Source organism: Clostridium sp. AF19-22AC (assembly GCF_003479085.1).
In the GTDB taxonomy this organism is placed as follows: Bacteria; Bacillota; Clostridia; order Lachnospirales; family Lachnospiraceae; genus Faecalicatena_A; species Faecalicatena_A orotica.
The window spans coordinates 44,701-59,534 of record NZ_QUGN01000008.1 but is presented as its reverse complement, the minus strand read 5'-3'; the positions used below and the strand labels follow the sequence as shown (position 1 = coordinate 59,534).

Sequence of the window (14,834 nt, the reverse complement as noted above, 5' to 3'; positions counted from 1 at the left end):
ACCAGACACCGGGAATTTACCGGTTTAGTCGATGTTTCCAATATCCTCTACAGATTCTCCCCTGGTTTCAATTCCCAGGAACAGAATGCTTACTGCTATAATAATTGCCACAACGGAGATCAGTATAAATACTCCGTTCGCCCCTGCACTGTTTGCCACGTATGTTACAAGGAATGGGAAAAAGATATTGCTGACACGTCCCATTGCGTTACTGAATCCGGAACCGGATAGTTTTGCTGATGTCGGCCACATTTCCGGCACATAGACTGCAGATGCATAGCAGACATACATATAAATCGCTGTATTGAGCAGGAATGTCCAGAGAATCAGTCCTCCCATAGAACTCTGTCTTCCTGTGATAATCCCGAAGACTGCCATGATTGCCAGAAGAACCACACCCATCGCCTTACGCGGGATTTTATCCATAATCAGTGACGCAATAAAGATTCCGAACGGCGCCCCGAACAGTCCGAACATTGTCATGAACTGGGACTGGGATGTATCAAACCCTAATGAGGAGAGCATGGAAGGCATCCAGTTCATCAAGGTATACTGGATCGTATTCATACCGATTAATACGAGGGAGCCTACAATGGTTCTTCTCAAAAGTTTGCCTTTAAATAATGCTGAATATGGGAGCTGCTTCACCTGTTTTGGTTCTTCTGTTACTTCTGGCAGTGGTTTTCCTGTAGCCGCCTCGATTTCTTTTTCGATCTTTGTCATAAGCTCATCTGCTTCGTCAACTCTTCCCTGTGCTTCCAGCCATCTTGGTGATTCCGGGAACTTCTTTGCTACCAGAATACTTGCAATGATGGACAATACGGACGGAATCATAAACTGGATTCTCCAGTTCATGGCGTAGCTGACGCCGGTTGAAACAACCAGAAGTGCGATACCATTACAGATTGGATGTGCCCAGTTGCCGATGAAAGAGGTACGGCTTGACCATGTCCCCCTGTTTCTGCCTGGAACATACTCTGTAAATCCTGCAAAAAGAACGACTAAAAGTGCCCCGAGTCCGAGTCCCTGTATCAGTCTGAATACATAAAGTACATAGATATTCGGTGAAACCGCACCGCCGATCATGGCAATGATATGTATTACTTCATATAAAAGAATACTTTTCTTACGGCCGATCTTATCGCCGATCGGTCCCCCGATCAAAGCTCCGAACAGCTGCCCTGCGGTATACGTGGTACTCCACATAGCCAGCAGTTTAGATCCCGGCTCCAGCCAGTGGATCTCATTGAGCAGAATGTTCTGCACCGCACCGCCGATACCATTAGACCAGCAGACTAAAAGCGCGAAGGCCGTAACAAGCCACATTTTGATGTGCCATGAAGAGTTTGGCAGGCGGTCAAGCCTTGCGCCAATGTTTACATTTCGTTTTTTATCCATTTTCACACCCTCCTGATATCTCCTTCGATACCATTTCTCATTTTTGTTGTCTTATATCTTCTTCTCTACTTTGATCTCCGCTTCCATAATCTCCCATGCCTTCCGGATATCTTTACTCTTGTTCCATAATGCCGGAGGCCCTAACACAACAACGTCCGCGCCTGCATCATATAGTAACTGGTATACGTCCCAGTTCATAGACCCGTCTGCTTCAATCAGGAACTTCAGTCCCATCTCCTCACGCCACTTAACAAGGGTGCGGATCTTATCATACATTTGTTCAATCACCTTCTGGCCCGCATATCCGGCATCCACGATCATAATTGTCACCTTACTAAGAAGCGGCAGATAATAACGGATGGCTTCCAGCGGAGCCGCTGGATTCAAAGCGATTCCGGCTTTGCACCCCAGGGACCTGATCTTGTTGATTGTCACAAATGCGTCGCTTTCGATACAGTCTGTGTGAGGTGTAATGTAGGCTGCCCCTGCCTCTGCACAAGCCTCAATATAATCCTGCGGGTGCTTTACCATAAGGTGTGCATCCATCGGCGTCTTCACATGCGGTTTCAAATATGCCATAAAGTCCGGTCCGATTCCAAATGTCTTAACATAATTCCCGTCTTTGATATCCATATGTAAAAAGTCAGCCCTTGAATCGATGAACTTTACCTGCTCCTCCATACGGAACAGGTCACAGCACCCCATCGATGGCGCAACTAAAAGTCTATCTCTCATCGTGTCCTCCATTAGTCAAAATCATATGTCATGATTACCTTGATTGCTTCTTTAGATACCATTGCATCGAATCCCTTTTCCCATTCGGAAAGTCCGATGCGGTGTGTGATCATCGGCTGAACCTTGATCTCACCTTTCTGAAGCAGGCGGATTGCATTTCTCCATGATGTGGAGTCATAAGCCATATGTCCGATGATGCTCTTGTTCCATGATGTAATATCGTTGATGGAAAATTCCAGAGGCTTGAATCCCATTCCGACGCGGACGATCTCTGCATTAGGCCTTGTCATTTCAAGTGCCTGTTTCAATGCAATGTTTGCTCCTGAGCACTCGATTACCAGTCCGAGATTATCTCTTCCGCAGATCTCCTGGCATCTTGCAACAACATCTTCCGTTGACCCGTTCACACAATGGGTTGCCCCTAGTTCTTCTGCTACTTTAAAGCGTACTTTTGTATCATCCTGAAGACCAACCATTACGATGTTAACCGCCCCCATGATACGTGCCATCTGTACGGAGAATAAACCAAGCGGGCCTGTTCCAAATACGACTACATCCTGTCCCGGAAGCAGATGGGCCTGCTGCGCGATTGCTTTATAGGCATTACAGATTGGATCAAGGACAGCCGCTTCTTCGTATTTAATCCCCTCCGGGATTTCCCAGATTGCATGTTTATGGATTCTCAGGATCTCTCCCGGTATCTTGCAGTACTTCGTGAATCCGCCGCCCCAGCGGTTATTGTCCAGACCAAGGTTTACCTTTTCTTCACAGCAGAGGAAATCTCCCTGTTCACATGCCGGGCAGACGCCGCATACATGCCCGCTGTTGTCTGATACGATTCTTTGTCCGACCTTCCAGTCAGTAACCTTTTCACCAACCTTGACAATCTCTCCTGCAAATTCATGACCACGTACTGAGTTGAACTCATCTGACCCGTTGTCAACTTTATAGTGCTTCATGTCTGCTCCGCAGATTGCAGCGGCCTTCACTTCGATAATAATATCTTCCGGTCCGCATTCCGGCTCTGGAACATCAATCATTCTGTAACCGCCAAATTCTTTTCCATATCTTGCTAATGCTTTCATTCTAATGCCTCCATACTTTCATAGGTTTTTGGTTTATAGGTTTTACATTTCGGCCGAAATGTTAAGTGATTTGTTCACTTGTTTTATGAGTACATATTACATCAATATTTTTTGTAAGTCAAACATTTTATGTTGTTTTCACAGATTTTTATTACTGTTTCACAAATATAAAGTCTTCTTTTTGTCTATATTCACCATTAATATTTCTGTTTTACAGATTTTATCTTGTTTTTACACTTTTATTGCTTTGTTTTCCAAGAAATCAAAAGACGCAGGATAAATTGCATCCTGCGTCTTCTGATTTCTTCTTTATTATATTTTTCGAACATTTAAAATCTGCCGCTTATATCTCTGTAACATAATTGCGGGCGTATTTCCCCTATTTGGTTAAATAAGCGGGTACTTAGCTGTAAGTTCGGCCACCATTGATTTTGCTTTTTCAACATTCGCTTCGTCAGCGATTACCATTGCAACGATCTCGGCAATCTTATCCATGTCTTCTTCTTTCATTCCGCGTGTTGTTACAGCGGGTGTACCAAGTCTGACGCCACTTGTTACAAAAGGAGATCTTGGATCATTCGGGATTGTGTTCTTGTTACAGGTTACATGCGCCTCGTCCAGACGTTTTTCCAGTTCTTTTCCACTGACATTGTTCTCTGTCAAATCCACGAGCATCAGATGGTTATCTGTTCCGCCTGAAACAATCTTGATTCCGCGGCTCTGAAGTCCTTTACACAATGCCTGGGCATTTTTCACGATCTGCTCCTGATATGTCTTGAATTCCGGCTGGAGTGCTTCTTTGAAACAGATCGCTTTTGCCGCGATCACGTGCATCAGAGGGCCTCCCTGCGTTCCCGGGAATACTGCCTTATTGAAGTTAAACTTCTCGTTCATCTCGTTGCTGGAGAGGATCATTCCGCCCCTCGGTCCTCTTAAAGTCTTGTGTGTAGTCGTTGTCGTAACATGGGCATAAGGGATTGGACTCGGATGTACGCCTGCTGCCACCAGCCCGGCGATATGTGCCATATCTACCATCAGATATGCGCCGACCTCATCCGCGATCTCACGGAATCTCTTGAAATCAATGGTTCTTGCATAGGCGCTCGCTCCTGCGATGATCAGCTTTGGCTTGTGTTCCTTTGCGACTTCGAGCACTTTGTCATAATCTATCACGCCTTCATCATTTACGCCATAAGCTGCAAAATCAAAATATTTTCCTGAGATGTTGACCGGTGAACCGTGGGTCAGGTGTCCGCCGTGATCCAGATTCATGCCAAGGATCTTGTCTCCCGGCTCCACCATTGCAAACATCGCTGCAAGATTCGCCTGGGCCCCGGAGTGCGGCTGTACGTTTGCATACTCACAATCGAAAAGCTTTTCCGCCCTCTCTCTTGCAAGGTTCTCAACCACGTCAACGCACTGGCATCCGCCGTAGTATCTTCTTCCCGGATAACCCTCTGCATATTTATTCGTCATCGGGCTTCCCATAGCTGCCATGACAGCTTTGCTGACCCAGTTCTCAGAAGCAATCAGCTCGATGTGTGAATTCTGTCTTTCCATCTCTGCCTGTATTGCATTTGCAACTTCAACATCTTCATTCTTGATTTCCTCGAAATCGTACATAGTCCTTTCCCTCCATGAATCAATTAGCATTTTCCCGGCAGTATAAGCCGCCGGATAAGTCATTGGGGACATTATAGCACAGAGACCGGCAGAAATCCATATGTAATTAAAGGAGGCGGGATTTTCATATTGATATTTTTCGATTTAAGAAATATAATAAGGAAAAGAAATAAGCCTGAACGACTGCAAAAATACATTTCTGAACGGAGGTTTCATATTATGACACAAAAAAAATTATATGTCCTTACAGGTTTTTTGGGGGCCGGAAAAACTTCACTTCTGCTGCACTTACTAAATAATATCTCTAATGAAAAAATCGGCATTATTCAAAATGAGTTTGGGAAGCTGGGAATCGATGGTGAGATTATTCATCGCAATGGAATTGAAATGACCGAAATAAACAGAGGTTCCATTTTTTGCTCCTGTCTTAAGCTCTCTTTTGTACAGGCTCTGGCGGAAATGGGGAAGCTTGATTTAGATACTGTGTTTGTTGAAAGTTCGGGACTTGCCGATCCTTCAAATATCGAAGAAATTCTTGAAGCCACACGTTTGCTTGCAGGTGATGTCTATCGCTTTCAAGGAGTTGTATGTCTTATCGACAGTGTTAATTTTCTTGGCCAGATGAATGATATTGAAACAGTTGACCGGCAGCTGGCTCACTGTAATATGGCAGTAATTAACAAGGTTGACTTAGTTGACGCAACACAGCTGGAAAAAGTAATAACTGCTGTTCGTAAAGTGAACCCTATTTGCAGGATAACCACCTGTAAGAATGGAATGATCGACTTGTCACTATTAGAAGAAGATTTAACTTCTCTCCAGTGGGCTTCGTGTGAAGATTCTTTAAATTCAGAAGAAAACAAACCAAAAACCATTTCTTTAGAATGTAATGAAACGATTAATCAAGAGGTTTTTACAACATTTTTGCAGCGCGTTTTGCCCGACTGTTATCGGATCAAGGGCTTTTTTAAACTAGACAGCGGCTGGAATCAGGTGGACGTCGTCGAAAAACTCATTGACTATAAGACTTGTTCTCCGCATGAGTTCTCACAGATTGTCTTCCTGTCTAAAATAGGTCCAAAAGTAATTAGAAGTATCGATAATGCCTGGAAAGAGATTGTCTCTCTCCCAATGAAGCTAAAGAATTGAGGTCGTAATTATGGAAATTAAAGTAATCGGAACGGGATGCGAAAAATGCAACAGACTATATCAAAATGTTCAGCAGGCAGTTAATGAACTTGGAATAACAGCTAATATCGAAAAAGTAGAAGAGTTAATGGACATCGTCAGGTTAGGCGTGATGTTAACTCCGGCATTGATGGTAGACGGGAAGATTGTTATCACCGGACGGGTTCCTGATGTCAAAAGCCTTTTAAGCATACTTAGCGGAAACACTGACAAATGAGAACTTTTATATTGCTATCTTGAAAGGGGGGTCCGCATTGACAGAAAACGAAAAAAGGGCAAGGGTATTTAAGGCCTTCTGCGACGCAAACCGGCTTACTATTTTAGGACTGCTTCAAAATGGCGAGAAGTGTGCCTGCAAATTGTTGGAGGAATTGAATATAGGCCAGTCCACTCTATCACACCACATGAAGATATTATGCGATTCCGGAATTGTAACAGGCCGCAGAGAGGGAAAGTGGACACATTACTCGATAAGCCCGGACGGGGTCGAATACGCAAAAACACTGTTAAACCAAATTAAGATATAAAGCTTTTCGTACGGAGGTATTTGAATGAAGAGATGGAGTATGAGTATACTGAAGATTCTTGTAGTAATTTTTTTAGTTGGTACGGCTATTATGCTGGGAATTAATTTTTATGTTGTGAGGTCTGCAAAGGACAGGCTGGTTACGAAGGGACATACGGATTCCACGATTCATGCCGACTGTATTTTAGTTCTAGGAGCGGGTATCCGTGCTGACGGTTCGCCCACGCCTATGCTCAAAGACCGTCTTGATACCGCAATTGAAGTCTATAAATCAGGAGCGGCCCCCAAGCTTTTAATGAGCGGGGACCACAGCCGCGAAGACTACGATGAAGTACAGACCATGAAGGACTATGCCATTGACAAAGGAGTTCCTTCGGAAGACATCTTCATGGACCACGCCGGCTTCTCGACTTACGAGAGCCTTTACCGCGCCCGTGACATCTTTCAGGCCCAAAACATCGTAATCGTCACCCAGAAGTACCACCTTTACAGGGCGCTCTACACAGCCGAAGCACTCAGCCTCCAGGCCCTGGGAGTTCCCGCCGACACAAAAACCTACGGCGGCCAGACCTACCGTGACCTCCGCGAAATCCTCGCCCGCAACAAAGACTTCCTAACCTCCATCTACAAACCCAAACCAACCTACTTAGGCGACGCCATCCCTGTAAACGGAAACGGCAACATAACCAACGATTAAAACAGAGTTTATAGAACAACCTACCTGCGCCTTTACCGTCCAGCTTTTCCTCCCGATTTCGACACCAAAGCGGAGCGGACTGAACGCCGCGGCGGCCGTTGGACGGCACATGCCGCTGCAGATACATCCAGCGAGCTTAGCGGCCGTTAGAGAAAAACAGACGGATTATACGGCTGAATGTTGATTTCCAAATCAACATTCAAGAACGCCTGCACCGTGTAAGCATCAGGCTTACACGGTAAATGCGTTCGGTGCCCTATAATCCGCCTGTTTTTCTCTTACGGCCGCTTAACGAAGCGCCCTGTATCCGCAGCGGCATGTGCCGTCCAACGGCCGCCGCGGTGTTCAGTACGCGAAGCGCCCCCCTACCCGAAATCAAACAGCGATAATTGATTGCTCTGCGGCAGGTCCCCGAATAATCCGAGGTCAGCCATGAGGTCGATAACCGTTTTACTGACTTTTGTCCTCTGCCGGAAGTCATCCAGTGACAGGTATGGTCCGTCCTTTGCTGCGTCTTCCACGGCCTCGGCCGCTTTATCTCCCATCCCTTCTATACTGGACAGCGGCGGCATCAGCTTGCCATCCACAATCTGGAACTTCGTTGCCTTCGCCTTGTAAATATCCAGAGGAGTAAATTCATACCCTCTTGCATACATTTCCTGCACGATCTTCATATCCTTGAGAACATCCTGTTCCTTATTGGTTAGGGAATCGATCCTCTTTTTATAATCCTTCATGTAATAATTCAGCTTTTCTTTCCCCTGACACATGATTTCATAAGAAAACGCATTTGCGCGGATGCCGAAATACGCCCCGTAATATGCAAGCGGGTAGTTGATCTTACAGTAGGCAATCCGGTATGCCATCATGACATATGCGGCAGCATGTGCCTTCGGGAACATGTAGCTGATCTTCTTACAGGACCATGCATACCAGTCATGGACGTTTTTCTCCGCCATTGCCTCTTCCCATTCCGGCTTCAGGCCCTTTCCTTTACGCACACTTTCCATAATTGTAAAGGAAAGCGCACTGTCCACGCCCTGGTTGATCAAATAGATCATAATATCATCACGGGTACAGATACAGGTTGAAATCGTCGCCTTTCCGGACTTTACAAGTTCCTGTGCATTGCCGAGCCATACATTCGTCCCGTGGGACAGACCGGAAATCCGGATCAGGTCGGAAAGGGACTGTGGTTTTGCATCCTGAACCATCTGGATTACGAAGTCCGTACCGAACTCCGGTATTCCAAGACAGCCAAGCTTACAGTCATCAATATCCTCCGGCTTTATCCCGAGCGCACTCGTATCGTGGAACAGAGAAAGCACCTTCTTATCATCCAGTGGAATATTCGTTGCAACAAATGGGTGTTCCTCATTGTATTCATTATCCATTGCATCGGATGTAATATACTCCTCCAGCGTCTTAATCATGGTCGGATCATCATGGCCGAGAATATCGAGCTTCAGCAGGTTATGGTCAATAGAATGGTAGTCAAAGTGTGTCGTAATAATGTCCGTTGTCATATCATTGGCCGGGTGCTGGACCGGTGTAAACTCATTGATGTCATGACCATGAGGCAGTACGACGATACCGCCGGGATGCTGTCCCGTACTTCGCCGGATTCCAGTGCACCCGACTGAAATCCTCTCAATCTCGCACCGGCGTTTCCTCATCTCGCGCTCTTCGTAGTAGTTCTTGACATAACCATAGGCTGTCTTATCGGCCAGTGTTCCGATCGTTCCTGCCTTGAAGGTATGCCCCTCCCCAAAGATAACCTCTGTATACTTATGAGCCTTCGACTGATAGTCTCCCGAGAAATTCAGGTCAATATCAGGCTCCTTATCTCCCTTGAATCCGAGGAATGTTTCGAAAGGAATATCAAAACCATCCTTATGCAGCTTTTCCCCGCAGTTCGGACAGTTTTTATCCGGCATGTCGAAGCCGCAGCCTCCCGCATAGGCCCTTACTTCTTCTGATTCAAAATCGCTGTAATGGCAGTTAGAACAGTAATAGTGCGGACTCAGCGGATTTACTTCCGTGATTCCTGACATTGTTGCTACGAATGAAGACCCTACTGATCCACGGGAACCTACCAGATATCCGTCGGCATTAGACTTCCATACCAATTTCTGCGCAATGATATACATAACGGAATATCCATTGGATATGATGGAGTTCAGCTCTTTCTCCAAACGGGACGATACCTGTACCGGCAGGTCCTCCCCGTAAATCTCATGTGCCTTGTTATAGCAGATATCCCTCAGGTCCTGTTCTGAGTTCGGAATGACAGGAGGGCATTTGCTCGGATTGACCGGAGATATCTTTTCAATCATATCGCAGATCTTATTCGGGTTGTCGATGACGATTTCTCTTGCCTTGGCCGACCCCAGATATTCAAACTCACTCAGCATTTCTTCCGTCGTTCTCAGGTAGAGCGGTGCCTGGTTATCTGCATCGCTGAAGCCTTTGCCCGCCATGATGATACGGCGGTACACTTCATCCGCCGGGTCCAGGAAATGTACGTCACAGGTTCCTACCACCGGCTTTTTAAATTTCTCACCCAGTTCTACGATCTCCCGGTTGATCTCCTGTAGGTCCACGATAGTTTCAATGTCCGGATATTTCTCGCTCTCCACCATGAACTGGTTGTTTCCAAGGGGCTGGATTTCATAGTAATCATAGAAGTCAGCCAGCCTTGCAATCGACTCGGAAGACTTTTTATTCAAAATCGCCTGATACAGCTCTCCCGCCTCACAGGCACTCCCGATAATCAGGCCTTCTCTGTGCTGGTTTAAGACACTCTTCGGAATTCTGGGGCGTCTCGCATAATAAACAAGATGCGAATCTGATATCAGTTTATATAGATTATAACGTCCGATATCATTTTCAATCAGTATGATGATATGATAGGTCGGCATCTTGCGGATCGCATTTGGATTCATGTCTCCGAACTGGTTCATTTCCTTTAAGGTGGTGATATTCTGTTCCTTAAGCATCTCCACGAATTTCACGAAAATCTCCGCCGTTGCCGCTGCATCATCCACGGCCCTGTGGTGGTTCTCCAGTGATATTCCCAGAGCCTTCGCTACCACATTCAGTTTATACTTGGACAGTGTCGGCAAAAGCACACGCGCCAGAGCCACTGTATCCACATATGTAAAATCAAACTCGATATCCTGATACCGGCAGTTTTGTTCGATAAAACCGACATCAAATCCGGCATTGTGGGCAACGAGCACGCCGCCTTTTGCAAACGCGAGAAATTCCGGCAGGATTGTTTCAATATCCGGGCTGCCAATGACCATCTCATCTGTAATACTTGTCAGCTGTGTGATTTCAAAAGGGATCGGTCTCTTTGGATTGACAAATGTGCTGAAACGGTCCACGATCTCACCGCCGGTCACTTTCACTGCACCGATCTCGATAATCTTGTCTTTGATGGCGCTAAACCCGGTCGTCTCAATATCAAACACGATATACGTGTCATCCAGTCTTTCGTCTCCCGCTCCCACGGCAATCTCCGTCAGGTCATCCACAACATACCCTTCCACGCCGTAGATCACTTTAAATGGATCATCTTTGGGCAGTGTCTCGATAAAATGATTCGCATCCGGGAAAGACTGTACAATTCCGTGGTCGGTAATCGCAATGGCCGGGTGCCCCCAGTCATGCGCCCTTTTTACAATATCCTTAACCTCAGAAACGCCGTCCATGTCGCTCATCTTTGTATGGCAGTGCAGTTCCACTCTTTTCTGCGGGCTTAAGTCCTGTCTGGAAACAGTAAAGTCACCGCTCTTCTTGATCCCTGTCACAGAACCGATTGTCAGCTCCCCGTCAAACTTATCGATCGTGGTGACTCCCTTGATCTTGACAAAAACCCCCTTCTTCAGATCTCCGAGCAGATCCGGCAGCTGGTCATTCCTCGTAAACATCTTGACCATAATCGTATCGGTAAAATCTGTGACTGCAAACATGAGAATCGTCTTTTCATTTCTGATCTCACGGGTATCAAAGTTGATAATCTTGCCGTGGATCGTGATCTCACCCATCTCTGTCACTACCTGATCCAGGGTAATCGGTTCGTCATCAAAATTCTTACCGTAAATCAGGCTCGGGTCATCCCCCTGCTTCAGCGGCCTGTAGAAGTCTTTCTTCTTGAAATCCTTCTTGAAATCCCCCTTCTTCTCATTGGAGCTGTCCTGCTTCTTCTCCTGCTTCTCTTTGGATTTCCCGTCATCTGTAGGCTCCTCGCCTTTTTGCTTCGCACGCCGTTCAAAGATAGCATTGATTTCCTGCTGGATCCGCTGTTCGTCATACTTACGGGTGTCATCTCCCTTTTCTGCCTTGCAGTATGTAACCCGGATATCTGCTTTTATATGGAACCGGTTGTCATAAATATCGTGGAGCAGGTCAACGATATAGTCCTTCCTGCCTTCTGAGACGATCGTATCCAGCATTTCCAGATACATGATCTCCCGGCCTTCAAAACTCATCTTTGCCTGCTCAAACATATTCGAAGCGAGTACACTCTGCTGCTTTAATTCCTGTACAATACTGTCCCTGTACTCTATCATCAGCGTTTTCACCGTATACTGTTCTGACAAGGAATACTTCTCTGCAATTCTAATTTTGATTTTAGTATCTCCAAAGAGCTGTTCCTTGATCTTCTGCTCCATCTGCCAGATGTGTTTCTTCTGGATCAGATGGCGGCTGAAAATGTGGACGCGAAGAAAATCACGCTTCGAATTCGTCGTAATCTTCTCTACCTCCACATCTTCAAACAGCAGCTGGATGTCCTCTTCCACCTTCAGTGTAGGGAACACTACAAAGAAACTCTTTGCATTTCCTATCTTTTCCAATTTAACAACTCCTGTCGTAATGTTTCCAAAAGTTCTTCTTCCTTCACTTTTTTGACGATCTCACCCTTTTTAATCAGGAGACCTTCTCCCTGACCGCCGGCAATCCCAATATCCGCTTCCTTTGCTTCTCCGGGCCCGTTCACGACACAGCCCATAACCGCAACTTTGATATCCAGCGGGATATCTGCAACCATCGTTTCTACCTGATTGGCAAGCCCGATCAGATCAATCTTTGTTCTGCCGCAGGTCGGACAGGATACGACTTCAATGCCGCCCTTTCTCAGCCCCAGAGTCTTCAGAATCAGCTTCGCTGTCTTGACCTCCTCCAGAGGATCCCCGGTAAGGGATACACGGATCGTATTGCCGATGCCTTCATACAGTATAATTCCCAGTCCTGCCGAAGACTTTACATTTCCCGAATATACGGTTCCCGCCTCTGTAATACCGACATGCAGAGGATACGGACATTCTTTTGCAATCAGTTCATGTGCCTTGACACACATCATGACATCGGAAGACTTGATGCTCACAACCAGATTGTCATACCCCATATCCTCAATCATTCTGACCTTATCCAGGGCACTTTCTACAATCCCTTCTGCCGTAACACCGCCATACTTTTCGAGCAGCGGTTTTTCCAGAGAACCGCTGTTAACGCCGACACGGATCGGGATATTACGTTCTTTTGCCTTATCAACCACTGCCCGCAAGCGCTCTTCACTCCCGATATTCCCCGGATTAATACGGATCTTGTCCGCACCGTTTTCAATGGCTGCAATAGCCAGCCTGTAATCAAAATGTATATCTGCGACCAGAGGGATGTGGATCTGCTTTTTGATCTCCTTTAACGCCTCTGCGGCCTCCATCGTAGGAACTGCACAACGGATAATCTCACATCCGGCTGCCTCCAGTTTTAAGATCTGTGCCACTGTTGAAGCCGCGTCCTCTGTCTTCGTATTCGTCATGGACTGAATCGCGACTGGATGTATGCCTCCGATTATGACATCACCAATTCTGACTTCTTTTGTCTTCTTTCTTAATTCCTCCATACGCCTGCTCCTTTTCTCATGGAAACTAATAACATAATAAACAGGGAATACATTCCCTGTTTATCTGCTATTCCTTATCAAATACCATCGGATTCCCATATTCCCTGTCCGTCAGGGTCAGTTCCTTATTCTCAATATTATAATCATAGGTGGCCTCCAGTGTATTCACTGCTGAACTCAGGCCCTCTGCCGTCACAGCGCCGTCTGAAGCATCTGCCGCTTTCTGTATGGCTTCATCTGTTACACGTAAGGTGAAGGTCTTGGTTTCTTTATCAATGCTGTACTCCATATTGACTGCCACGCCCGCTCCTTCGAATTCACCCGGCCACGCGGCAACGGCTGTTCCGCCGCTCTTCACAGTCAGCACAAGACTGCTGTCCTGATGGCTCCATTTACCTTCGAGTGGATTCGCTGTAAACAGCTTCACTACAAAAAAAGCTGCAATAATGATAATCAGCACTGTAGAAACCGCCATTATAGCCCTCCAGATTTGATTTCTCTTCTCTTCGTTATTCTTTGCAATCATGCATTATCTTCCCTTCTATTTCCTCTATTTCATTATACGAATTTTCAGGAGCCATGTCAACGGGTATCACTTACACAGCAATGTGTGTTACCGTCCCTGAAAAACCTGTAAACAGTATTCAATATGTGGCGATCTGACACATAAATGTTTATTTTGTTGATTTTCAACACAAAACGTCAATTAATTATAACTAACTGGTAAAATATTCCAAAATCAGGGAGGTGCCATATGAGGTTCGCAGCCATGTTAAAAAAATTAAGAGAAGAAAAAGCTATCACACAGGAAGCTCTGGCCAAAGAGCTTGGTGTAACACGTTCCACGATAGCAGGATATGAAACCAAGGGGAAGCAGCCCGATTATGAGCGCTTATTGCAGATCGCCGGTTTCTTCCACGTTTCTGTGGATTACCTGCTGACCGGTTCGGAATTCAGCGGGGATCCCTTGCAGTATATACCTACGGAATCAGAAAAAAGGCTTTTAACAAGTTACTCCCGGCTCTCTCCGGATCTCAGGAAATTCTGTTGTGATTCTCTGGAACATCTGGTGTCCATTTTTGTAAATGATGAAGCATAAAAAGGCACTGTACATCGGGTGTGATGTACAATGCCTTTCGCAATACCAGTCAAAATACCATCTAGCCCAGAATTCCACCGATTACCGTATAGGACAGTATCGTCATGATAAATGCCGCTATCAGCACGCCAAGTACAATAGCCGGGAAAGCTTTCCGGAAACGGATTCCCAGAAGTGCCGCTATCAGCGAACCTGTCCATGCCCCGGTGCCCGGGAGCGGGATTCCCACAAAGAGTACGAGTCCCCAGAATTCATACTTCTCAATCCTGCCACTTTTGCTCATAGCTTTTGCTTCCAGTTTTTCTACCATAGGCCGCAGCTTCTTCGTGCCTTTCATCCAGTCAAAAATCTTCGTAATTAACAGCAGTATGAATGGAATCGGAATCAGGTTTCCTATGATACATATCGGTATTGCCTGCCATTTTGCAACATCCAATATAGCCGGTCCGGCTGCCAGCAAGCCTCCGCGGAGTTCCAGAATCGGAACCATAGAAATGAGGAATACAATAAATTCTTTGCTTACTTTTCCCCCCAGATTCACTACAAACCAATCAATTAAAGCTTCTTTCATA

The 14,834-nt window shown here is 46.0% G+C and carries 13 protein-coding genes; 5 read left to right on the top strand and 8 right to left on the bottom strand.

Features of this window, described 5'->3' with window-relative positions; translation table 11 throughout:
• Positions 1-24 precede the first annotated feature (24 nt).
• The 4 genes from DWX43_RS10975 to glyA form a co-directional block, all read right to left on the bottom strand.
• Entirely contained in the window at positions 25-1,398 is a 1,374-nt protein-coding gene (locus DWX43_RS10975) for an MFS transporter (protein WP_109733164.1), read from the bottom strand.
• A gap of 51 nt (positions 1,399-1,449) precedes the next feature.
• Positions 1,450-2,133 (bottom strand): ribulose phosphate epimerase, encoded by a 684-nt coding sequence (locus tag DWX43_RS10970; RefSeq protein ID WP_109733163.1) that lies wholly within the window; start codon positions 2,131-2,133, stop codon positions 1,450-1,452.
• Positions 2,134-2,144: 11 nt separating this feature from the next.
• A complete protein-coding gene (locus DWX43_RS10965; protein ID WP_109733162.1) occupies positions 2,145-3,218 on the bottom strand; it encodes a zinc-binding dehydrogenase in 1,074 nt (357 codons plus the stop codon).
• Positions 3,219-3,605: 387 nt separating this feature from the next.
• A complete protein-coding gene (gene glyA / locus DWX43_RS10960; protein ID WP_109733161.1) occupies positions 3,606-4,841 on the bottom strand; it encodes a serine hydroxymethyltransferase in 1,236 nt (411 codons plus the stop codon).
• 219 nt (positions 4,842-5,060) lie between these two features.
• Here glyA and DWX43_RS10955 point away from each other — a divergent pair, with 219 nt between their 5' ends.
• From DWX43_RS10955 to DWX43_RS10940, 4 genes are read left to right on the top strand one after another with little or no spacing between them, the layout of a single operon-like run.
• On the top strand, positions 5,061-5,990 hold the full coding sequence (locus DWX43_RS10955) for a GTP-binding protein (protein ID WP_118620305.1): 930 nt from the start codon (positions 5,061-5,063) through the stop codon (positions 5,988-5,990).
• Positions 5,991-6,000: 10 nt separating this feature from the next.
• The gene (locus DWX43_RS10950) at positions 6,001-6,246 is read left to right on the top strand and encodes a thioredoxin family protein (protein ID WP_109733159.1); all 246 of its coding nucleotides are present in this window, start codon (positions 6,001-6,003) and stop codon (positions 6,244-6,246) included.
• A gap of 37 nt (positions 6,247-6,283) precedes the next feature.
• Complete coding sequence (locus DWX43_RS10945) at positions 6,284-6,556, top strand: metalloregulator ArsR/SmtB family transcription factor (protein ID WP_109733158.1); 273 nt, start codon at positions 6,284-6,286, stop codon at positions 6,554-6,556.
• 24 nt (positions 6,557-6,580) lie between these two features.
• Positions 6,581-7,252, top strand: coding sequence for an ElyC/SanA/YdcF family protein (locus tag DWX43_RS10940; protein ID WP_118620304.1), 672 nt, complete (start codon positions 6,581-6,583; stop codon positions 7,250-7,252).
• A 365-nt stretch (positions 7,253-7,617) separates the two neighbouring features.
• Here the strand turns inward: DWX43_RS10940 and DWX43_RS10935 are convergent, their stop codons facing one another.
• The 3 genes from DWX43_RS10935 to DWX43_RS10925 all read right to left on the bottom strand — a co-directional run bounded on the left by DWX43_RS10935 (position 7,618) and on the right by DWX43_RS10925 (position 13,689).
• Entirely contained in the window at positions 7,618-12,114 is a 4,497-nt protein-coding gene (locus tag DWX43_RS10935; RefSeq protein WP_118620303.1) for a PolC-type DNA polymerase III, read from the bottom strand.
• Positions 12,102-13,163: a flavodoxin-dependent (E)-4-hydroxy-3-methylbut-2-enyl-diphosphate synthase gene (gene ispG, locus DWX43_RS10930; RefSeq protein ID WP_109733155.1), complete on the bottom strand. Its 1,062-nt coding sequence runs from the start codon at positions 13,161-13,163 to the stop codon at positions 12,102-12,104. Before ispG ends, DWX43_RS10935 begins: the two co-directional genes overlap by 13 nt.
• A gap of 67 nt (positions 13,164-13,230) precedes the next feature.
• A complete protein-coding gene (locus DWX43_RS10925; protein WP_109733154.1) occupies positions 13,231-13,689 on the bottom strand; it encodes a hypothetical protein in 459 nt (152 codons plus the stop codon).
• A 243-nt stretch (positions 13,690-13,932) separates the two neighbouring features.
• On the opposite strand from DWX43_RS10925, the gene DWX43_RS10920 reads away from it, so the two are divergent.
• The gene (locus tag DWX43_RS10920; RefSeq protein WP_242996217.1) at positions 13,933-14,262 is read left to right on the top strand and encodes a helix-turn-helix transcriptional regulator; all 330 of its coding nucleotides are present in this window, start codon (positions 13,933-13,935) and stop codon (positions 14,260-14,262) included.
• A 61-nt stretch (positions 14,263-14,323) separates the two neighbouring features.
• On the opposite strand, the gene DWX43_RS10915 is transcribed toward DWX43_RS10920, so the two are convergent.
• On the bottom strand, positions 14,324-14,833 hold the full coding sequence (locus DWX43_RS10915; RefSeq protein ID WP_109733152.1) for a small multi-drug export protein: 510 nt from the start codon (positions 14,831-14,833) through the stop codon (positions 14,324-14,326).
• Between the last annotated feature and the right edge of the window lies 1 nt (position 14,834).

Excerpts from the sequence above, each read along its gene's own strand:
- DWX43_RS10965 (WP_109733162.1), bottom strand. The coding sequence starts at position 3,218 with ATGAAAGCATTAGCAAGATATGGAAAAGAATTTGGCGGTTACAGAATG.
- glyA (WP_109733161.1), bottom strand. The coding sequence starts at position 4,841 with ATGTACGATTTCGAGGAAATCAAGAATGAAGATGTTGAAGTTGCAAAT.
- DWX43_RS10955 (WP_118620305.1), top strand. The coding sequence starts at position 5,061 with ATGACACAAAAAAAATTATATGTCCTTACAGGTTTTTTGGGGGCCGGA.
- DWX43_RS10920 (WP_242996217.1), top strand. The coding sequence starts at position 13,933 with ATGTTAAAAAAATTAAGAGAAGAAAAAGCTATCACACAGGAAGCTCTG.
- DWX43_RS10975 (WP_109733164.1), bottom strand. The coding sequence starts at position 1,398 with ATGGATAAAAAACGAAATGTAAACATTGGCGCAAGGCTTGACCGCCTG.
- DWX43_RS10970 (WP_109733163.1), bottom strand. The coding sequence starts at position 2,133 with ATGAGAGATAGACTTTTAGTTGCGCCATCGATGGGGTGCTGTGACCTG.
- ispG (WP_109733155.1), bottom strand. The coding sequence starts at position 13,163 with ATGGAGGAATTAAGAAAGAAGACAAAAGAAGTCAGAATTGGTGATGTC.
- DWX43_RS10915 (WP_109733152.1), bottom strand. The coding sequence starts at position 14,833 with ATGAAAGAAGCTTTAATTGATTGGTTTGTAGTGAATCTGGGGGGAAAA.
- DWX43_RS10925 (WP_109733154.1), bottom strand. The coding sequence starts at position 13,689 with ATGATTGCAAAGAATAACGAAGAGAAGAGAAATCAAATCTGGAGGGCT.
- DWX43_RS10940 (WP_118620304.1), top strand. The coding sequence starts at position 6,581 with ATGAAGAGATGGAGTATGAGTATACTGAAGATTCTTGTAGTAATTTTT.
- DWX43_RS10950 (WP_109733159.1), top strand. The coding sequence starts at position 6,001 with ATGGAAATTAAAGTAATCGGAACGGGATGCGAAAAATGCAACAGACTA.